21 protein-coding genes are annotated in these 20,844 nt (G+C 30.4%); 13 read left to right on the top strand and 8 right to left on the bottom strand.

The features are described from left to right. The first annotated feature begins 108 nt into the window (after window positions 1-108). Complete coding sequence (locus MJ_RS08935; protein WP_010871206.1) at window positions 109-963, top strand: zinc metalloprotease HtpX; 855 nt, start codon at window positions 109-111, stop codon at window positions 961-963. Window positions 964-975: 12 nt separating this feature from the next. Further along, window positions 976-2,118, top strand: a complete 1,143-nt coding sequence (locus MJ_RS08930) for a methanogenesis marker 16 metalloprotein (protein WP_010871205.1) — start codon at window positions 976-978, stop codon at window positions 2,116-2,118. Here MJ_RS08930 and MJ_RS08925 read toward each other — a convergent pair. The 6 genes from MJ_RS08925 to truA form a co-directional block, all read right to left on the bottom strand. Continuing rightward, window positions 2,108-2,566: a putative toxin-antitoxin system toxin component, PIN family gene (locus MJ_RS08925; protein ID WP_162484774.1), complete on the bottom strand. Its 459-nt coding sequence runs from the start codon at window positions 2,564-2,566 to the stop codon at window positions 2,108-2,110. The genes MJ_RS08930 and MJ_RS08925 overlap by 11 nt on opposite strands. After that, entirely contained in the window at window positions 2,542-2,835 is a 294-nt protein-coding gene (locus MJ_RS08920) for a ribbon-helix-helix domain-containing protein (RefSeq protein WP_010871203.1), read from the bottom strand. The genes MJ_RS08925 and MJ_RS08920 overlap by 25 nt, the downstream gene beginning before the upstream one ends. Window positions 2,836-2,847: 12 nt before the next feature. Further along, window positions 2,848-4,038, bottom strand: a complete 1,191-nt coding sequence (pscS, locus tag MJ_RS08915) for an O-phospho-L-seryl-tRNA:Cys-tRNA synthase (protein WP_010871202.1) — start codon at window positions 4,036-4,038, stop codon at window positions 2,848-2,850. Next, window positions 4,013-4,630: an NAAT family transporter gene (locus MJ_RS08910; RefSeq protein ID WP_010871201.1), complete on the bottom strand. Its 618-nt coding sequence runs from the start codon at window positions 4,628-4,630 to the stop codon at window positions 4,013-4,015. The genes pscS and MJ_RS08910 overlap by 26 nt, the downstream gene beginning before the upstream one ends. Before the next feature lie 9 nt (window positions 4,631-4,639). Continuing rightward, window positions 4,640-5,356, bottom strand: coding sequence for a hypothetical protein (locus MJ_RS08905; RefSeq protein ID WP_010871200.1), 717 nt, complete (start codon window positions 5,354-5,356; stop codon window positions 4,640-4,642). A gap of 188 nt (window positions 5,357-5,544) precedes the next feature. After that, window positions 5,545-6,324, bottom strand: coding sequence for a tRNA pseudouridine(38-40) synthase TruA (gene truA / locus MJ_RS08900; protein ID WP_010871199.1), 780 nt, complete (start codon window positions 6,322-6,324; stop codon window positions 5,545-5,547). Window positions 6,325-6,437: 113 nt separating this feature from the next. On the opposite strand from truA, the gene csx2 reads away from it, so the two are divergent. The 10 genes from csx2 (at window position 6,438) to MJ_RS08855 (ending at window position 17,798) form a co-directional block, all read left to right on the top strand. Continuing rightward, window positions 6,438-8,342: a TIGR02221 family CRISPR-associated protein gene (gene csx2 / locus MJ_RS08895; protein ID WP_010871198.1), complete on the top strand. Its 1,905-nt coding sequence runs from the start codon at window positions 6,438-6,440 to the stop codon at window positions 8,340-8,342. A 4-nt stretch (window positions 8,343-8,346) separates the two neighbouring features. After that, window positions 8,347-8,736: a CRISPR-associated protein Csx20 gene (gene csx20, locus MJ_RS08890; protein ID WP_010871197.1), complete on the top strand. Its 390-nt coding sequence runs from the start codon at window positions 8,347-8,349 to the stop codon at window positions 8,734-8,736. A 34-nt stretch (window positions 8,737-8,770) separates the two neighbouring features. Then, complete coding sequence (gene cas10, locus MJ_RS08885) at window positions 8,771-11,173, top strand: type III-A CRISPR-associated protein Cas10/Csm1 (protein WP_010871196.1); 2,403 nt, start codon at window positions 8,771-8,773, stop codon at window positions 11,171-11,173. Window positions 11,174-11,292: 119 nt separating this feature from the next. After that, the gene (locus tag MJ_RS09655; RefSeq protein WP_010871195.1) at window positions 11,293-11,430 is read left to right on the top strand and encodes a hypothetical protein; all 138 of its coding nucleotides are present in this window, start codon (window positions 11,293-11,295) and stop codon (window positions 11,428-11,430) included. Further along, window positions 11,430-11,831, top strand: a complete 402-nt coding sequence (gene csm2, locus MJ_RS08880) for a type III-A CRISPR-associated protein Csm2 (RefSeq protein WP_010871194.1) — start codon at window positions 11,430-11,432, stop codon at window positions 11,829-11,831. Before MJ_RS09655 ends, csm2 begins: the two co-directional genes overlap by 1 nt. 26 nt (window positions 11,832-11,857) lie before the next feature. Further along, window positions 11,858-12,604, top strand: coding sequence for a type III-A CRISPR-associated RAMP protein Csm3 (csm3, locus tag MJ_RS08875; protein ID WP_010871193.1), 747 nt, complete (start codon window positions 11,858-11,860; stop codon window positions 12,602-12,604). 51 nt (window positions 12,605-12,655) lie between these two features. Further along, window positions 12,656-13,786, top strand: a complete 1,131-nt coding sequence (csm4, locus tag MJ_RS08870) for a type III-A CRISPR-associated RAMP protein Csm4 (protein WP_010871192.1) — start codon at window positions 12,656-12,658, stop codon at window positions 13,784-13,786. Then, the gene (csm5, locus tag MJ_RS08865) at window positions 13,776-14,897 is read left to right on the top strand and encodes a type III-A CRISPR-associated RAMP protein Csm5 (protein ID WP_064496894.1); all 1,122 of its coding nucleotides are present in this window, start codon (window positions 13,776-13,778) and stop codon (window positions 14,895-14,897) included. Before csm4 ends, csm5 begins: the two co-directional genes overlap by 11 nt. Next, window positions 14,897-16,294, top strand: coding sequence for a CRISPR-associated CARF protein Csx1 (csx1, locus tag MJ_RS08860; RefSeq protein WP_010871190.1), 1,398 nt, complete (start codon window positions 14,897-14,899; stop codon window positions 16,292-16,294). The genes csm5 and csx1 overlap by 1 nt, the downstream gene beginning before the upstream one ends. Before the next feature lie 127 nt (window positions 16,295-16,421). Continuing rightward, complete coding sequence (locus MJ_RS08855) at window positions 16,422-17,798, top strand: PFL family protein (protein WP_010871189.1); 1,377 nt, start codon at window positions 16,422-16,424, stop codon at window positions 17,796-17,798. Here MJ_RS08855 and MJ_RS08850 read toward each other — a convergent pair. Then, window positions 17,795-18,475 carry a hypothetical protein gene (locus MJ_RS08850; RefSeq protein ID WP_010871188.1) on the bottom strand — a complete coding sequence of 227 codons (681 nt, stop codon included), beginning with the start codon at window positions 18,473-18,475 and terminating at the stop codon, window positions 17,795-17,797. The two genes, MJ_RS08855 and MJ_RS08850, sit on opposite strands and share 4 nt — an antisense overlap. After that, window positions 18,468-19,082 (bottom strand): molybdenum cofactor guanylyltransferase, encoded by a 615-nt coding sequence (locus tag MJ_RS08845; protein ID WP_010871187.1) that lies wholly within the window; start codon window positions 19,080-19,082, stop codon window positions 18,468-18,470. The genes MJ_RS08850 and MJ_RS08845 overlap by 8 nt, the downstream gene beginning before the upstream one ends. 94 nt (window positions 19,083-19,176) lie before the next feature. On the opposite strand from MJ_RS08845, the gene MJ_RS08840 reads away from it, so the two are divergent. Next, window positions 19,177-20,844, top strand: coding sequence for an ABC transporter ATP-binding protein (locus MJ_RS08840; RefSeq protein ID WP_010871186.1), 1,668 nt, complete (start codon window positions 19,177-19,179; stop codon window positions 20,842-20,844).

Here is a 20,844-nt window from a genome sequence, read left to right as displayed (position 1 = left end):
GCTCTAATTATTAATGCCCTACGGATAATAAAATTAGCAACGTAAATTATTTAAGCATTTTGTATTTACAATATTTTTAAACAAAGTTTTAAATGAGTGTGATGGATTATGATAAATCAAATAAAGACCTATTTATTAATGGCTTTACTTGTAGGGTTAATTTATGCAATTTGTATGATGTTGCATATACATCCATTGATAGCCATAATCTTAGCTTTAATTCCAAATGTTATTGCATATTATATGAGTGATAAACTTGTATTAATGAGTTACAACGCAAGGATTTTAGAAGAGCATGAGATGCCTTGGTTACATCAAATGGTCGAAAGAGTTGCAAGAAAAGCTGGACTACCAAAACCAAAAGTTGCTATAGTTCCAACTGAAACACCAAATGCGTTTGCTACGGGTAGAAATCCAGAAAATGCCGTAGTGGCTGTAACCGAAGGAATATTAAAATTACTATCCCCAGAAGAATTAGAAGGAGTCATTGGACATGAAATATCTCACATAAAACATAGAGACATCTTAATAAGCACTATAGTAGCCACTTTAGCTGGAGCTATAGTAATGATTGCAGAGTGGATGCTATACTGGGGAGGAATTTTCTTTGTTTCTGAAGAGGAGGAGAGTAATCCATTAGAGTTAATTGGAACGATTTTGTTATTAATATTAGCTCCAATTGCTGCTACAATAATACAGTTTGCAATTTCAAGACAGAGAGAGTTTTACGCAGATGAAGAGGGAGCTAAGCTAACACATCCATTGTGGCTGGCTAATGCGTTAGCTAAGTTAGAAAGAGGGGTAGAGTTATACCCATTGGAGAGAGGAAATCCAGCAACAGCTCACATGTTTATAATAAACCCATTTAGAAAAGATTTTATTGCCAAACTTTTCTCAACACACCCTCCAACTGAAGAGAGAATTGAAAGACTGTTAGAGATGTGCAAAAGAATTGGAAAATAAAAAGGTGGCATTGTGGAAAAGGAATTAAAAGTAATAACAATAGATGAACTAAAAAAATACATTAGAAATAATGAAGAGGACAAGATAGAGGAGGTTGATGTAGTTACATCAGCAACTTGCGGAATAATGTCTGGAACTGCTGGAATCTTTCATATTCCTTTTAATGAAGTTTTTAAGAGGGCGGAGGAAATATATTTAAATGACATTAAAGGGGTTGTTGGCATCTGCCCAAATGAATTTTTAGGAAAGGTTGATGCAATATTTTACGGAGAAGTAGGATTTTTATTTAAAGATTTAGTTAAGGGCAAAGTTGTAGAAGCTAAAGCCATAAGTGAAGGCAAAATTTACAAAAATGAGATAACTATAGATGATTTACCAACTGCAAAGATGATAGGAACAAGAATGGCATTTAAAAACTATACTGCAATAACTAATCTATCTGATGAGGAAGTTAATACAATATTTCACAGATTGCCTCTAAAAAAAGGAGAGGCATCATTCTCTGGCTGTGGAATGCTTAATCCATTAGAGAATATGGTTATTAAAGATGAAAAAGATGTTGTTGGAAAAAAAGCTCTATTAAATGGTGCTGAAGCTATTATCTTAGGCTTTGGAACAAGGGCATCGATAGAGAAGCCAAATCTAATGATGTCCGCAGATATGAAAGATATGGATGCCTATTACTTGGGAGGATTTGTAACATCAAACGGAATAGAGATTTATAATACAATAGCTGTCCCAATTAAAGTTGATGAGCATAAAGAAGCTTTAAAAAAGCTTGATAAGGATATTACCCTACCTTTAGTTAATATATTTGGTAGAGAGATTATAGACATTGGAAGTTATGCAGAGGTCTGGGAAAACGTAGATTTAAGACCAAAAATCTATCAAGATAAATGTAAAAACTGCAGAGAGTGCTTAGTTGAAAAATACTGCCCAACTTTTGCCATAAAAAGAGAGAATGGAAAAATAAAGATAACTGAAGATTGTTTTGGTTGTGGAGTTTGCAATATTTGCCCTTATGGAGTATTTAAAACAAAGCTTGGCTCTGTATGTGGAATTCCAATAACATGTAGGCAGTCAGATAGAAAGAGAGCTTTAAAATTAGCTAAAGAGTTAAAGAAGAAGATAGAGAGGGGAGAGTTTAAGATATAAATTTTTCAAATTCTTCAATAAATTCTTTTGGAGTTGGGACTTTTAAATGTATGTTATTGATTTTTAGATATTTATTTTCGTCTCTTAATGATATTAAGTCCTTATCTCCAGTAATAATGATGGCTTTCGATTCATAAGCAACATTTATAAATTTATTGTCATCTTCATCTCTACAAACATTAAAATTAGTATTTGGATTTATAATAACCGAAACAGAAGAAAAAGCGGTGAGTATTTTTAAAATTCTATTTTCATTCCCTAAATATTTTCTTAATTTTGGGGATAAACATTTGAACCCAATTTCTTTTAAAATTGAAGGAGATGTATAATTAACAATCTTTTCCTCAAAAATTAAATCTAAGATTTTCCCAGGAATGCCATTAGGGTTTATTAAAGCAGAAATAAATACATTTGTATCAATAACTACTTTAATTTTAATTTTTTCCATTTTTTCCATTCTTTATCTACCTCATCCAACAACTCTTCAATTTCTTTTTCATCAATTTTTATGTCCTTTTTTCTTATTTTATACTCCTCCCATATTTTTTTGCATTCTTCTCTACTCATTTTTTTACTTATGGCTATTTCAGTTAGTGATTCTCTAACAGCATATCTTACAAACTCATCTCTACTGCTAAAATACCCTTCTTTAATAAGCTCATCTATTTGATTAACGATACTTTTTGGAATCTTAAGAGTTATTTCTTCTTCAATCATAGCATCACCAAATTATTTACAACTCTCAACAATCTCCTTTATTGCATTAACAACATACTCAACCTGTTCCCATTCTAATCCATAGACACTCATCTTAATCTCCTTAGTAACTCCTGCTCTAATCCCTCCAATTCCCCTCTTCTTCAACTCATCATAGAAGAAAAACCCTCTCCTCTTATCCTTTTTAGCTATCTCATCCAATACTGGTGTTTCAAATTTAATTAAATCGTGTTCTTTTGGTTTAATTCCTAACTGCTTAAATCCAATCTTTTCAAGTTCATCAACAACATATCTTGTTTTTTTAAGCTCTTCATCCCATTTTTTAACCCTTTCAACAACATGAGGAAAGCTTGCCATTAAAGTAACTATTGGCAGTCCTCTACTTGTGCATCCAAGCATCTCAATTTCTTTAACTGGGAATTTCTCTGATGTTTTTGTTATTTTATCGGAAAATTCCTCACTAAATGCCAAAATACCACATGGAGCTGATGCTGCCATACTCTTATGCCCTGATGCAACAATAAAATCAGCCTTAACTTCCTTTCCATTGACTGGCATTCTTCCAACTGTATATGCACAATTTAGTAGGAATGGGATGCCTTTTTCTTTAGCTATTTTACCAACTTTTTTTGCATCGTTTAGGTTCCCATACTCTCCATCTACATGAGTTAATAATATCAATCCGACATTTTTTCCCTTGTCCTCTAAATTATCTATAACCTCCTTATAACCCTCTAAGTTTATCTTATATGTTGGATACTCCTCTTCATAGCCAACCTCTGCAACGTTTAGCTTAGCTCTTTCAGCGGCAACATAACTTGTGTAGTGAGCATTTTTATCTAAAACTACATAATCTCCTTCTTTACATATGGCGTGCATAACAATAAATTTTCCTTCCCTTGCCCCGTGTGTAGGTCTTGCACAGTCCATATTTAAAAACTTGGCAATATCTTCCAAAAAGTCCTTTATTGGTGGGCATGTAACCTCATCCAATCTTCCATGGCAGTAATCGCAAACGCTATAACCGTCCCAATATTCATAAACTGCCTTCTTAGCCTCTTTTGGTAAAATGCCTCCTCTCTGTATTGGATTTAAGTTAATAAATTCCCTTGTCAAGCTTCTTGTTAAGTTTTTGTATTTATCCAAGTTTATATCCAAAGTAATCACCTCAAATTTTTTAGAGTAAGGCCCCTCTAATTCCATTAACTATCATCTGAACTGCTATTGCTGTTAATATCAAACCCATCATTCTTGTTAATATCCTAATCCCCAATCTTCCAATCCTATCTAAAACACTCTCAGCTGATAATAGGGTTAGGTAGGTTATTCCAAGAGATAGTAGTATAGCCAATATTACCAAAAACTTATCTCCAATGTCTGATGCCTCAGCCATTGCAACCATACAGGCAGTTATTGAACCAGGCCCAGCTAATAATGGAGTTGCTAAAGGCATTAGAGCAATTTCATCAATCTCATAAGCTGCTTCAATTTCCTTTCTATGAATTTTAGCCTCCTGCTGACCCCTAACCATGTCTAATGATATTAAGAGCAGTAGAATTCCTCCAGCAATCTTAAATGCATCTAATGATATACCAAAAAATTTTAATATCCACTCTCCAAAAAGTGCAAAAGCCAATAATATAGCAAGTGCATAAATAACTGTTTTCTTAGCTACTAAATCCCTTTCCTTTTTTGGATATGACTCAGTTAATGTTATAAATACAGGAACAGCACCAAATGGGTTTAAAATTGAGAATATAGATGAAAATGCCAATATAAAATATTGCAAATCCATAGTCTCACATTAAAATTTTATTTTTCTTCTAATTCCCCCATATAAATCAATTACATTCCCATTTAAAAATGCAGTCATGGTGTATATGACTCCGGGAGGAAGGATATTAACTTCATCTCCATTTTTAACAAAATACAATTTATCAAAGCTCAGTAATCCTCCATAAATAAGTCCAGCTAATTTTGGTATGTCATCAAGCTCCTCAACAGTTATAACCACTACAGGGTCGTCACTCTCAGCTCCTGTATATCCAATTCCTGGGATTTCTATTGGTTCGTTAGAGACAGAGCAGCCAACATCATAGCCAAACTTTTCCCCTATTTCCTTAACAAACAAAGCCATTTCATCCACAAAGCTCTCTCCACCATAAGTGTCAAAAGCTATTATTATAGCGTCTCCATATTCAGATATTGATTCAGCTATGGCATAGGATAAGCCCTCTCCAGCTTTATCTTTATCTTCAGAAATGCCTCTTAAATCATCAAAGCCCTCAGCATATTTATTTAAAACTTCGAAAATTATTTTATTATTTTTTTCAATCAAATTTTCTGGGACAAAGGATGTTATAACTATATCATCACCAGTTATATTTGAGATAGTTGCTTTTATACCTAATTTAGATAATCTTTTTTTAATTTCCTTATTAACTAATTCATTAACTTTAGGATTTGTTTTTACATCATTGTCTGATATATCAACTCCAATACTTACAATGTATTTTTTCATTCTATCATCCTATAAAAATGGTTGTTGCAAAAGGTTTAAATTTTTGTAGGGTAAATATTAATATTAACTACATAAATATAATAAATATAAAAATGCCCCGGGAAACCGCGGGGGATGAGCGACAGCCCGGCAAGCTGTGAGTCCCCTTTGCTCCCCCGGGGCACATTTAAACTAAACAATAAAATTATCTATTTTGTAAATTCTAAAACTGTTTTAGCGATTCCTATTTTCATAACTTGCAATTTAAAGAACTCCCCCCAATACTCTTTAAATTTTCTTATTGAGTAATTATCGTATATATATTCGATATCTACTTTTGCCTCAACCAATATCAACCCTTCTGGTGGAAATGTAGGGACTCCTTCTCTATGGTTTTCATCTAAAAGCTTATCAATCCATTCAACTGGCTTTTTTCCTCTTCCAACTAAATCTAAAGCTCCAACTATCTTTCTGACCATGTTCCATAAAAAGCTCTCTCCAATGATATCTACTGTTAAATAGAACTCATTTTCAGAGATTTTTATATCATAGATTGTTCTTATTGGACTTTTTTCTTTTGTTCTATCTCTCTTTGATAGATTGTGGAAGGAATGAGTGCCAATCATCTTCTTAGCTCCTTCTTTTATTGCATCTACATCATAACCAATGTTTGGGAGAATATATCTGTAATGTCTATACTTCACCTTAGGAATTTCATCAATCTCTCTATATCCTAAAACCCAGATGCCTTTATCCTTTAGCTTTGCATTTATGTATGAGAGGATTGGCTCTTTTTTCAGCTCTACAACTACAAAGTTGCCTAAGGCAGAGACGCCTTTATCTGTCCTTCCTCCGCTGTATATAACCTTCTTTTTAGCTAAAAATCCAGTTTCTTCTAAGGCATCTAACAAAATATCACAAACTGTTTGTTTATGTGGCTGTTGTTGAAAGCTGTATCTTCCATCGTAGGCGATTTTTAGAATATACATAAATTACCACCTTAAAATTAATTCATATTTGTATATTTTCAAATTTACAAAATAAAAAACTATTTATATGACTTTTTTATTATTTTTAAGGTTCCACAAATTTTTGAGGTGAAATGTTGAAAGTCCTCATCTCCCCTTTAGGCGTTGGAGATACAAATACTGATGTTTATAAAAGGCAATATAAAACAGCAGAGTATAAATTTGAAGGAGATATCGATGGTATTGAAAGCCCATTTGTTTTGTCAGTTTTAATTGAAAAGTTGAAGGTTGATAAAGTTATTGTTGTTGGAACTGCAAAATCAATGTGGGAAAAATTATATGAATATTATGCCAAGGAAGTTGGAGAATTTGACGAAGAATATTGGATTGAAATTGGGAAGAAAGTTGGAATGTCAAAATATGATAACTATGCTCTTTCAGAAGAAGATTTGAAGAAAATAGAGAAGGTTATTGATAAATATTTGAAAAAAATTAATCCAAATGCTGTTGGAGGTTCTAAATGCAAGATTATAAAGTATGGAATTGATAAGGATGAGATTTGGGAGAATTTTGATTTATTTATGAGTTTAATAAATGAAGTAAATGATGGAGATGAGATTTATTTGGACATAACTCATTCATTTAGGTCTATTCCATTATTTATGTATGTTATGTTGGAGTTTATGAGGTATTTTAAAAATGTAAAGTTAAAGGGAATCTACTATGGAATGTTAGATGTAATCCGTGAATTGGGACATGCACCAGTTGTTGATTTAAGCCCGATATTTGAAATATCAGAGTGGATTAGAGGAATGTATGAATTCACCACTTATGGAAACAGTTACTTAATCTCAAAACTTTTAGAAAATGAAGATAAAGAGATAGCCGAAAAACTACAGAAAATCTCAAGATACATTGATGCTAATTATTTAAAAGAGTTGAGAGAGGAAGTTAAAACTCTAAAACCACTGTTAAATGAGAAAAAAGATACGGGAAGGTTTTTAAAATATTTCATTCCTGAGTTGCATAAATTTATTGATAAATTAAAATATGAAGATTCAGATTTTGAGTTCCAAATATCTATGGCAAAATGGAACTTTGATAATAAAAAATACAGCTCTGGCTATTTATGTTTAACTGATTCAATATTTTGGAAATTATGTGAGCTTTATAATTTACCGTCTGTTTATAAAAATAGGGAGGTTATGAAGGGAATAATATACAATCCATCCTTGAATAAAAAATATTCTGCGTTTGGGTCTATTAAAGATATGCATTACAAAAGATTAAGGAACATAAGAAACAAAATTGCCCATGCAGATGTTAGTAAAAAGGGAGATGATTTCAATCCTGAAAATGATTTAGAGGATGTTGTCAATTTACTGAAAAATGTCAATCTACCTGATTTTGATAAGATAATCGAGGATTTACTATTAGATGTTAAAAATAACCAAAATAATAAAACACTTAAATTGTTAAAAAATATTTTGAATATACAAATAATTAGAAAGATTATTAAAGCATATAATTTTGAGAGCAATGAAATATACTGGGATTTTGTTAGTGGTTATCTCTTAAATAAGAATAATAAATGCAATAATGAAAAATTAAGAGAAATCATCGAGATATTCCACAAAAACATAGAGGATGCTGGTGAATTGGAGGAAGCATTTAATTTTGTAAAAAATACAGAAGATGAGGAATTGTTGGATAGTTTAGCATTACAAAATGCAATCATGCATTATGCCCTCTTCAAACTTTCAAATGCTTATAATATCAAAAATAAGGAAGATAAAGAGGCAATTAAATGGGTTTTGTTAAATCAAAATCTATGTTCAAAGCATCCAATTTTGAAGGAGATAAATAACAACTACCACAAAATATTCAAAAATAAGGATAAACCTATGTCTAATGAGATACTTGAAGCATCTAAAAATATAATAAGACTGTTAAACAGTGATTTGTCAGAAATAAAAGATAGTGTTCCTCTAAATTTGATAATAATCAGATATAGAAGTTATAAAAATAATAGAAGGTGAAATCATGCCTAAAATGTTTTTATTATTTTCTCATAAACTTACAGATGACCAAATTAATGATGCAAGGAAAAATCTGAAAGTTGATGAATTTATTTACTTACCTAAAGAACTTCAAGAGTTGTGGTCTAACATTCCGCCTGATGTTGATGATATTGATAATTACTTAAAACCAATAAAAGAGTTCTTAGAAAAACATGCTAAACCAAATGATTATGTTTTAATTCAAGGGGATTTTGGTGCTACATATAAAATGGTAAATTTTGCAATTGATAAAAACTTAATTCCTATATATTCAACTACAAAACGAATCGCAAAAGATATATATAAGGACGGAAAAATAATTACCATTAGAAAATTTAAACATTGTAGATTTAGAAAATATAATCCATATTAGTGTTGGTTTAGAAATGTAAAGTTGGGGGATTTAGATGGGAAATTGTAATGAATACACTGCCTTAAAAATTGGGGCTTTATTGCACGATATTGGAAAGTTTATTCAAAGAGCCAGTGATAAACCAAAATCTAAAGGACATGATAAATTTGGTTATGAATTTTTAAAAGAGAAGTTTAAGAATGGATTTTTAAACCATTTAGATGAAAAAACAAAGGATAAAATATTGGAAATTGTTAAAGAACACCATAACCAAAAAATTAAAGATGATTTAATTGGAATTGTTAGATTGGCTGACTGGCTCAGTAGTGGGGAAAGAAGAGAACCAAAAGGAGACCCAGAAAATGTTGAGGTTTTAAATACTGAAGAACAAAAATTACTTTCAATATTTGAAACAGTGTGTATTGGAGAATTAACTGAAAATCTTTATAAAAATGGATTTAAATACTCTTTAAAACCACTAAATGTCTCTGATGCTATATTTACAGACAAACCATATCCAAATGAAAATTATAAAGAGTTATTTAGTAAATTTGAGGATGAAATTAAGGATTTCAAAGGAGATGTTTCATTTGAAGAACTCTATCAACTAATGCAAAAATATACGTGGTGTATTCCTTCAGTAACGATGTGGAAAAAAGCTGGAAGTTTAAAAGGTGGTTTGCCAGATGTTTCACTATTTGACCACTCAAAAACAACCTGTGCAATTGCCTGCTGTCTCTATCAGATGTATGTTAAAGAAAACAAGAAGAAAAACAAATATGCTAAAGAATATATTGATGATAAAACATTAGAAAAACTCTTTAACAACGATAATGGCTGGAATAAAGAAATATTCTCATTAATTCATGGAGATTTGTCTGGAATTCAAGACTTTGTATTCACAATAACAACAAAGTATGCCACAAAGTCATTAAAGGGAAGAAGCTTTTATCTGGACTTTTTAACTGAATACTTTGCAAAATACATTTGTAAAGAATTAAATCTTCCAATTACCAATATTTTATTCTATGGAGGAGGGCATTTCTACATTTTAAGCTATAAAGTTGATGAAAACTTGATAAATAAGTTAGAAAAAGAAATTAATGAAGTACTGTTCAATATGTTTAGAACTAAAATATATATTACAATTGCAGAGGTTGGTGTAACCCCAAATGACTTTAAAAAATCTGAAGATAAGGAGTCAAAAGAAAAAACATGGGGATTTGCTAAAAAATGGAAAGAAGTTTCTGAAAAGACAGTTGAAAAGAAACTTAGAAGGTTTGAATATAAATTGGAGGGATTATTTGAGCCATACAATAGGGGGAGTGAAAATAGGTGTGTAATTTGTAGGAATGAGTTTGATAAAAATGAAAAAGGTTATGCAATACGTGAAAATGAAAGTAAATCCGAGAGAATATGTGACTATTGTGCTTCATTCGTAGCTTTAACTGATATATTAAAAAATTTCCAAATGGAAAAAACAATAAAATTTAACAAAGCATATCCAATTATTCATTTAACTAAAAATAAGGACAATCTCTCACTTCAAAGAGAAGAATTTAGTTTCTTAACGGTTAAGGCAATAGAAAAATTAGAAAGCAAATTTAGAGTTTTATCTGATGAAAATTATTTCTTAAAAGAATACAAACTCCCTCACGACTCTGGAGAATTAATAATTCCATACAAAATCTGGGCAATTGCATTCCCTATAATTGAAAATGAAACTGAAAAAAGAATATTAGATTTTGATGGATTAGCTGAAAAAGCTTTTGAAAGAACTGGAACAAGAAAAATTGGAATACTAAAAATGGACGTTGATAATTTAGGAGAAATATTCACCACTGGTTTGGGAAATGATGCAACAATCTCAAGAATGAGCACATTAAGTTCTATGCTAACTTTATTCTTCACTGGCTATATTCCTCATTTAATTAAAAATGAAGAATTTGAAGTTAATGGGAAAAAATACAAGTTTAAGGATAATATTTACTTAGTATATGCTGGAGGAGATGATACTTTAATTGTTGGAGCATGGGATGCTGTTTGGGAGTTAGCTAAGAGAATTAGAGGGGACTTTAAAAAATTCGTGTGCTATAATCCTTATATAACCCTAAGTGCTGGAATAGTGTTTGTTAATCCAAAGTTTGAGTTTAAAAAGGCTGTAAATATGGCTGAAGAAGAATTAGAGAATGGTAAAAACTATATCATATACGAAGATGAGGAAACTGAGAAAAAAGTAGATAAAAACGCTTTAACGGTCTTTAATTGTCCAATGAACTGGGATTTAGAAGTTGAATATAATGAATACTGCTGGACTAAATTAAAGTCATATTTAGAAGGAATTAATAAAGAAATGGTAGAATTAGAAAGTTTAGTTAAAAAATTTAATGAGGATGATTTGGAGAAGAATTTGAAAAAGCAATTGAAGAGACAAATAAGAAAAGAATCCTACATATAGCTCAAATAACTGGAGGGAGGTTAGAGTATGTAATTAAGAAAGATGATGAGATAATTATAAACCTCCCATACTATTGGAGAGTAATTTACTACCTACATAGAAACTACAAAGGTAAAGAAATGGAGTATGTTAAATTCTTAGAAGATTATGTTAGAGAGAAGGTTAAAAAGATGTTTTCTTCAAATGTCAAACTCAGCTTTAATGATTTAAAAGTTTCTGCTAAGATTGTTGAGTTGAAAAAAAGAGGGGTGAAATAATGTCAAAAATTGGAAAATGCATCTTAAATCCTAATGAAATCAATTTAATACTAAATATTAACAGCCAGAATGCAAATGAGATTATAGACATTGCTGAAAATTTAGCCAAAGAGTTTGAGCAAATTCCTGCTACAAAGATGAGAGACTTTTATGACTACGTTCTAAGAATTGATGAAAAAAATGAAAACTGGTATAAAGAACTGGTTTTATTAAAACCAAAATTAGCCTATAATTACGGAAAAGAGACAAATAGAAGAAAGAAAGAAGCATTGGAAAAATTAGCTGGGACATTTAGTGAGATTATCGACAAAATAGATAATGATTTGAATAAATTTAAAAACTTCAAGACATTCTTTGAGGCATTGGTTGCTTATCACAAAATCTATGCAAAATCACAATAAAATAAAATAAGTTGGGGGGATAAGTTATGGAAAACTTAACATTAAAAGGTAAAGTTATCTTAGAGGGAATTATTGAATTAGAGACAGGGATGCACATTGGGGGAACAAAAGAAACATTAAAAATTGGCGGAACTGACAACCCAGTTATTAGGGATGCTTTTGGAAGAATCCTAATTCCTGGTAGTTCATTAAAGGGAAAGATTAGGGCATTATTGGAGAGGAAAGATGGAAAATATAAAGAAGACGGTAGGGGAAATTATCTACCTCACGATTGTGGAGAATGTGAAATTTGCAAAATATTTGGTCCTCATGACTCAAAAAATATTAAAGAACCAGTAAGGGTTATAGTTAGAGATGCATACTTACAACCAGAGGAAAATAAGAAGGATTATGACTATTTGGAGATTAAAGTTGAGAATACAATAGATAGATTAAAAGGAACTACTATAAAAGGAGGAATTAGAAACATGGAGAGAGTTGTAGCTGGAAGTAAATTCAAATTTGAAGTTGTATTCAACATTTACAAAGAAAGTGATAAAGAATTAATCAAAAAATTCATTGAAGGAATGAAGTTGTTAGAGGATGATTATTTAGGAGGTTCAGGAAGTAGAGGTTATGGAAAGATAAAATTTAGGGATATAAAACTTATCTGCAAGCCAAAAGAATATTATGAAGGAAATGAAAACAGTAAAAAAGAGTCTGATGAAGTTGAAAGTTTAAACGAGTTAGAAAGTGAATTAGATAAAATTTGGGGAGGGATTAATTTTAACTAACAGTTTTAATTAATTTTAATTTTTAACTAAACTTTTTTATGGTGGGCAGAGATGAAAATGGTTGTATTGAAACCAAAAATAAACAGTAAATTTCATTTTGGGGAAGGAAGTTTGGAAAGAAACAGTAAAATTTTTCATTCAAATAGTTTGTTTTCTGCAATAGTGAATAATTACATTAAGCTATATGGAAGGGAAGATTTAGAGAAAAATATAGAAAAAATAAAGAATATTAGATTATCATCCCTATTGTATAAAATAAAGAACATCTACCTAATTCCAAAACCAGAACATCCAGAATTTTATAAATTAAAGGGAAATCCTGGAATTAAACCAAAAGACATTAAAAAAATTCAGTTTTTCTCAATAAAGGCATATAAGGAATTATTAGATAATGAGTTGGATTGGAAGAATAAAATAAAGCATATTGTTGATTATCAGACAATAAATAAGAGCATTGTTATTTCTGAAAAGGAAATTGAAGAAATAAAAAGAATTTTTGGTATAAAAGCAGAGAAACTTAAACATGCAAAAATTAGCTTAATATCAAAACATTTAGAGCAAAAAGTTGCTATAGATAGGTTAAAAGACATTACATTAGAAAAAGATGACAAAGGGCAACTCTACAACATCGAATTTATAAAACTAAATGAAAATGTTGAGTTCTATTTCTTAATTGATTACAACAATGAAGATAAAGAATTTATCAAAAAATTAGAGGCATCAATAAAATTAATAGAAGATGAAGGTTTAGGGGGAAAAAGAAGTATTGGAGCAGGATTTTTTGAGAAGGTTGAGATAGTTGATTTACCAGAGGATTTTAATGAAATATTGGATGAAAATTCAAAATACAACAATCTAGAATATAAAATGCTCTTGGGAGTTGGAATTCCTAATAAAGATGATATAAAAAATATTGAATATTACAAATTAATTGAAATTGGTGGCTATATATACTCATTGGAATGTTTAACAAAGCCAAAAAGGAATATTTTAGCTTTAACTGAGGGCTCAATTGTGAAAAATGACTTTATAGGGGATGTTAAAGACATATCCCCTCAAAATGATGATGACGAGCAGAATAAGAATAATGAAAACAACAATAAACTTAATCATAAGGTCTATACCCATGGAAAACCAATATTACTCCCATTTAATCCAAAGAGGGATAACTATGGAAGTTAAATGTGAATTAATAACTCCAATTTTCATTGGTTGTGGGGAGGAATACAGTCAATTAGATTATTTTATAGAAGATGGATTAGCTCATATAATTGATTTGGAAAAAGCAGTTTCTGATTTGGATGATTTGGAAAAGGTTGATTATATAAGTGGATTAATAGTTTCAAATATAGACAACAACAGGTTAAATCTAACAGCTAAAGATATTTTAGAAAGTGTTGGATTAAATCCTTATGATTATGTTATTAGGAAGATAGAAAGTGAGATTTTTAGCAATAAAAAAACAAGAGTTAAAAAATTTATTAACCAAAATAACACCTATTATATTCCAGGAAGTTCAATAAAAGGGGCTATAAGAACAGCCTATATATTCAACTATTATGATAAAAACCTTCCTGAATTGCTAAAGATATTAGACGATAGAAATATAAAACTACACGATAAAGGAAAAGAATTAGAAAAAAATGCAATATCAAAAGACATTCCAAAGGATTTCTTTAAATATCTTAAAATCTCAGATAGTTTAAATTTAGAAGGTGAATTTAAATTCATACATACAAAAAGATGGAATTATAGAAAAAAGAAATTTGATGTTCCAATAAATATGGAAGGGATGACAAAAGGAACATTTTCAATAAACATAAAAATTGAAGATGAATTTTTTAAAAATATCAATAAAAGACTAAAAACAAATTACAATCCAAAAGATGATGAGAAGAAATTTGACATATTAAAAAATCTCTGTAACAATTTTTCAAAAACAGTTGTTGAATTTGAATTAAAGAAAAACAATCCTGTTTATGTTGAAAAATCCTATGAAAAACTCTTAGCTGATATAAACAAAGATGATGCAATCTATTTGAACTTAGGATTTGGAGGGGGCTTTTTAAATAAAACAGTATATCCTTTATTATGGAAAAATGACGAAAATCATCTTTACTTTAGAAAAATAAAGAGTTTGTTTATCGCTCTAAGTGGTGGAAATAAGAACTTAAAAAATGCATGGTTAAAGGCAAATAGTTATTTAGATTTCCCAACAACAAAAACAGTTTATGTCAAAAATAACTCTGCTATTGCTCCATTAGGATGGATTAAGATGACATTGGTGGAATAATGCAAAAAATATTAATTGCTCCATGGGGAAATTTTTCAAGTTGGAAAAAAGTTATCTACTCATTTAATGGAGTTGAAAAAGAATCAAAAAGCTCTTTATCTGCCATTTATGATAAAATAAACCCAGATAAAGTTTATATATTGGTTTTAGATACTTTATCTAATTTAGAATCAGAAAATTATGGAGATATTGTAAAAGAAGTTAAAGAAAAGACAGAGAATTTTATAAAAGAAAATTTAAACATTGATAATTACGAGGTAATTGTATGTCCTGGAGTTGGGACATTTTATAACAAAGATTTTGAAAAATACTTTAAATTTTATGGGAATTTGACTGATTATTATTCTTTTGCCCTTTATGAATTGTCTAAAAGATTGGATGGAGATTTGGAAGTTCATTTGGACTTAACACATGGATTAAATTACATGCCTGTCTTAACCTATAGAGTAATTAAAGACCTCTTAGAAATTTTAGCAATAAAAAATAAGGTTAGATTAGTTGTTTATAACTCAGACCCCTATGTTGGAAGAGAAAAAGAAATATTAAACATCCACACTGTGGAAGATGTGATTATAAAACCGTCCTATGACATTAAAGGTATGACTTTGGATTTTTTAGACGCAACCAAATTTGTAGATAAAAAAGAAATAGGAAAAATAAAAAAAGAAATTAACATGAATCCAAAGATAAAAGAATTAAGAATAATGAAACAAAATATAAATGCATTTATAGCTTCTATTGTTTATGCTCTACCTTTAGTTTATTCAACATTCTTTGTAAAGAAAGATAAAATTGAGATTTATTTAAATGAACTTATTGGAGCATTTATTTCAAATATAAAAATTAATCCAGAAGATAAAATATTAAAAAGATACTTATATTTCGGAGAAGGATTTAATAGCTTGGTTAAAGCATATTTTGCTTCAAAGATTAGCGAAATTCCTCAATTGATAAAAGACGAGCTATCTTTAGAAGAGATTGATGAATTAAAAAATACCTTATTCAAAGAAAATCCAAACTCTCAATATATCAAAAATGAGATTTCATCCCTTTATAACATAATAAACACCAAATATAAAGAAGAAGAACTTAGTGAAATCTTAGGAAATTGGACTCCAATATATAAAATTAGAAGGGAGAATATTGACAAATTCAAGATTAGGAATTTCTTAGCACATGCTGGGTTTGAAAAAAGTGTAACTGAAATTTATATTTCCGTAGAAAATAAAAATGGAAAAATTGAACTTAGTGAAAAAACTTCGCTTAGATATAATAAGAACTACATAGAAGAAAAAAATGGAATCAAAAGGTTCATATTTAAATATAAGGACAAAAATGGAAAAGTAGAGGAGATAAATATCTTAGAAAAAATTGAAGAGATTCTACTAAACAAATAAAATCTCTTTTTAATAAAAAGATAAATATATTCCAATTTAATACTTTTTAATAAACTTAATAATAACTAAGTTTATATAATAAACTGTTTCTTAATTATGGATTAAATTAATTTTTATAGGGATAACCATGTTCAGACCAGAAGAGATTATAGAAACAATCAAAATGATTAAAATGGAAAACTTAGATTTGAGAACAGTAACGTTAGGATTAAGTTTGAGAGACTGTGTTTCAAAAGATTTAGACGAATTAAAGGAAAACATATACAACAAAATAACATCTTCAGCTGAAAATTTAGTAGAAACAGCTGAAAGAATCTCTGAAAAGTATGGGATTCCAATAGTTAATAAGAGAATAGCAGTTACACCAATATCATTAGTCATCGGTGGAGCTATAAAGGATTTAGATAAAGAAGAGCAAATAAAAGCTTGTGTTGAGGTTGGAGAAGTATTAGATAAAGCTGCTAAGAAAGTTAGAGTAGATTTTTTAGGAGGATATTCAGCATTGGTTCATAAAGACGCAACAAAGGAGGATAGAGCTTTAATTGACTCTATCCCATTTATGATGGAAAAGACAGAGAGAGTTTGCTCCTCAGTAAATGTTGCCTCAACAAAGACAGGAATTAATATGGACGCTGTAAAGAGAATGGGAGAGATTATTAAAGAGACAGCATTCAGAACAGAAAAGGCTATTGGATGTGCTAAGCTTGTAGTTTTTGCCAATGCTCCTGAAGACAACCCATTCATGGCTGGGGCATTTCATGGAGTTGGGGAAGGAGATAAGGTTATAAACGTAGGAGTTTCAGGGCCTGGAGTTGTTAGGGCAGTTATTGAAAAACTGCCAGACGCTGATTTTGGAACTTTGGCAAATGAAATTAAAAAGGTAGCTTTTAAAATTACAAGAGTTGGGGAATTGATTGGTAGAGAAGTATCTAAAGAGTTGGGAGTTAAGTTTGGAGTTGTTGATTTGTCATTAGCTCCAACTCCAGCAAGAGGAGATAGCATTGCCAACATCTTAGAAGCTATGGGTTTGGAAAAGTGTGGAACCCATGGTTCAACAGCAGCATTGGCTTTATTAAACGATGCCGTTAAAAAAGGAGGGGCTATGGCTACAAGCTATGTTGGTGGATTGAGTGGGGCATTTATTCCAGTCAGTGAAGATAGTGGAATGGTTGAGGCAGTTGAGGCTGGAGCCTTAACCTTAGAAAAATTAGAGGCAATGACTTGTGTTTGTTCTGTAGGGATAGATATGGTTGCCATTCCAGGAGATACCCCAGCATCAACAATCTCTGCAATAATAGCTGATGAAATGGCTATTGGAGTTATAAACAACAAAACAACTGCTGTAAGGATTATTCCAGTTCCGGGCAAAAAGGCAGGAGAGTATGTTGATTATGGTGGTTTGTTAGGAAAAGCTCCAATTATGGAAGTTAATAAATACTCATCTGAGAAGTTTATTAAAAGAGGAGGTAGAATCCCAGCCCCATTGCAGGCATTAACTAACTAAATATTAAAAATATCTTTTAGCTCTTTAAAAATCTTATTCTTCTCTTTCTCAATCAATTTATCAAGTATGTAAATGTTGTATTCTTTAAAGATATCTTCCTTTTTTAAATTTCCATAGAAGCCCTTTGTTGAAGCTAAAACGCCAAAGTTAATATTTAGTATTTTCATAATACCATAAAGCTTTAAAATGGCATTTGAGCTTATATGTCTGTTTTTACATTCAAAAATAAAGTTTTTTCCAAAAACATCAACAAATAAATCTATTTCTGTAAAAATATTTCCTTTATAGCTAACATCCAAGTTTCTAATAACCTTTGCATCTATGTTATTTTCTTTAAAGAACTCTATGAGAGTGTAATACATAAATAACTCAAATAGAGTCCCAGCATCTAATGAGCAGAAATCTTTAAAATCCTTTTTTATTTCATTTATAAGCTCTAAAAAGTAAATATCATTTTCTTTAATTTTTTCAGTTATTTCTTTAGGTTTATGGCTTTCTTTAATTTTAGGCAGCTGAAAATTATGCTCCAACATGGCTTTTCTATATCTTATCTTTGATAGAGTCAGATTAAAAAGTTTGTAAAGATTGTTTCCATTATCAGAAGAGAACCCAGTAAGTTTATATTCCCCAAATTTAATCCTAACCTCTTTCTCATTTTTTAGCTTTAATTTATTCATTATCCATCAACTCTTCTATTGTATTTATATTTTTGAAAATTCTCTTACTCTCATCCAATTCTTCAGCTTTTATGTATAAAGGATTTAAATATGAGATAAAATACCTAATCGATAAGTTTTTATCCTCCATAATAATTTTATTTAGAATAGATAACGCATCCCTTTTATATAAAGCAAAGAGTGGCTCTATATATCCATTTTCATGTTTCGGAATTATACATAGATTGTTGTTTTTTTCAGCTATACTAATATTAGATATTAATTTTTTTAAAGCTTCTTTATTTATATAAGGGCAGTCACAAGGCAGAACAACAAACCACTTGGCATTTAAAACTCTCATGCCGCATAAGATACCCATTAACGGCCCTTTACCTTCAATTAAATCAAAGGATATTAAGCATTTATATTTGGTTAAATATTCTTTCTCCATCTCTAAATCAATAGAATTTTTTGCAAAGACTGTAACAAAAGGGATATTTAAACTTTTTAAAATATCTGATGGATAGTTTATTAGATATTTCCCATTAAAAACTCTGAATGGCTTTTTCCCACCAATCCTCTCTCCCTTACCACCAGATAAAATTATGCCAGCAATGATGGTTACCACCTAAAACCTAAAACTTTTTGCTAAGTTTATAAGTTATTAACATATTTAATAATTATTACTGCAAATATTATCATCACAGTTATGGGTGATAACCATGATTACAGTTAAAGTAAAAAATCTAACAAAAAAATACGGAGATTTTAAAGCGTTAGATAAGGTTTCATTTGAAGCTAAGAAAGGAGAAATCTTAGGAATTGTTGGAAAAAGTGGAGCTGGGAAATCAACATTAATAAGAATTTTAAGAGGAAGTTTAGATTATGATGAGGGAGAGGTTGAGATTTTAGGTAGAAAAGACAACTTTAAAGAGATTACAGCTATACACTTGCAAAGAAACTTCGCACTATGGGCAGAGCCAGTTATAAACAACATAATTAGAAAGCTTTATGCAATAAGAAACAATGCTGATGAACAACTTCCACTGGAAGAAGAATGGGAGGAGTATGAAAAAACAGCTATAGAAATTTTAAAATTAGTTGGTTTAGAACATAAAAAAGATGCCTTTGCAAATATACTGAGTGGAGGAGAAAAACAAAGGCTAATCTTAGGAAGACAGATAGCTAAAATCTATGAAAAAGGAGAGGGAGTCTTATTATTAGATGAACCAGCAACAATGGCATGCCCAGCATCAAAACAAAAGTTATTGGATGTGATTAAAAACATCAGAGACAAGTTAGGAATAACAGTTATAATAACCTCCCATTTACCAGAAATCCACAGATACCTTTGCGATAGGTTAATTCTATTAGAAAATGGAAAAGTAAAAATGGATGGAGATGTTGAAGAAGTTTTAAATGAATTCTTAAAGAAGATGAAACCCCCATACAAAAGAACACCTAATATAAAAGATAACGCAATAATACAAGTTAGAAATGTTTCTAAAAGATATTACGTTGTGCATGGGGGAGAAACATTAAACTTAAGAAACGTCTCATTCGATGTTAAAGAGGGAGAAATTCTATCAATTATTGGGCCAAGTGGTGTTGGGAAAACTGTAATTATGAGATTAATGGCTGGTTTAGAGTTACCAGATGAAGGAAAAATTATAGTTGATGGTATTGATATAACTAACTATGGATGGGAGAGAATAGAGCTTAGAAAGAGAATTGGAATTATGCATCAAGAGTTCTCCCTCCCATATTACCAAACAGTTGAAAATCTATTAAAGTATAGATTAGGACTTAAAGGAGAGAAAGCTATTGCCCATGCAAAGGCAAAGGCTGAAGAACTTGGATTATCTCCAAAGATTGTTGATGCACTCTACCAATTAATAGACGTCCCAGAATCTGAGAGAATTTCAAAGCTTCAAAAGATGGGATTGACAGAGGATATAATCTATAAACTCTTCCCACCAGTAGTTGAGAGCTTTGAACCAGAAGAAATCTTAGAGGCTTTAGATTTAGGAAAAGATATTTTAAAGAAAAAAGTTATCGAACTAAGTGGAGGGCAGAAAGTTAGAGTAGCTATGGCTTTACAGCTGATAACAAAACCAAAAATCTTGTTCTTGGATGAGCCGTTTGGAGACTTAGACCCAATAACTTTAAGAGATGTTGCCAACTACCTAAAGATAATCAATGAGAGATTTGGAACTACAATAGTTTTAGTTTCACACTGTGTAGAGTTTATTAAGGAGATTAGTGATAGGGCTATACTCTTAGATGAGAACAGATTAGTTATGGAAGGGAATCCAGAAGAAGTTTGTGAAGAGTTTATAAGAAGAAGTAACGCAAGGTTTATGAAGGAAGAATTGAAATGCAAAAATTAA

The organism is Methanocaldococcus jannaschii DSM 2661 (genome assembly GCF_000091665.1).
GTDB classification, from domain to species: Archaea; AGJL01; Methanococci; order Methanococcales; family Methanocaldococcaceae; genus Methanocaldococcus; species Methanocaldococcus jannaschii.
The sequence above is the reverse complement of the archived record's forward strand: the minus strand, read 5'-3'. Positions and strand labels throughout refer to the sequence as shown.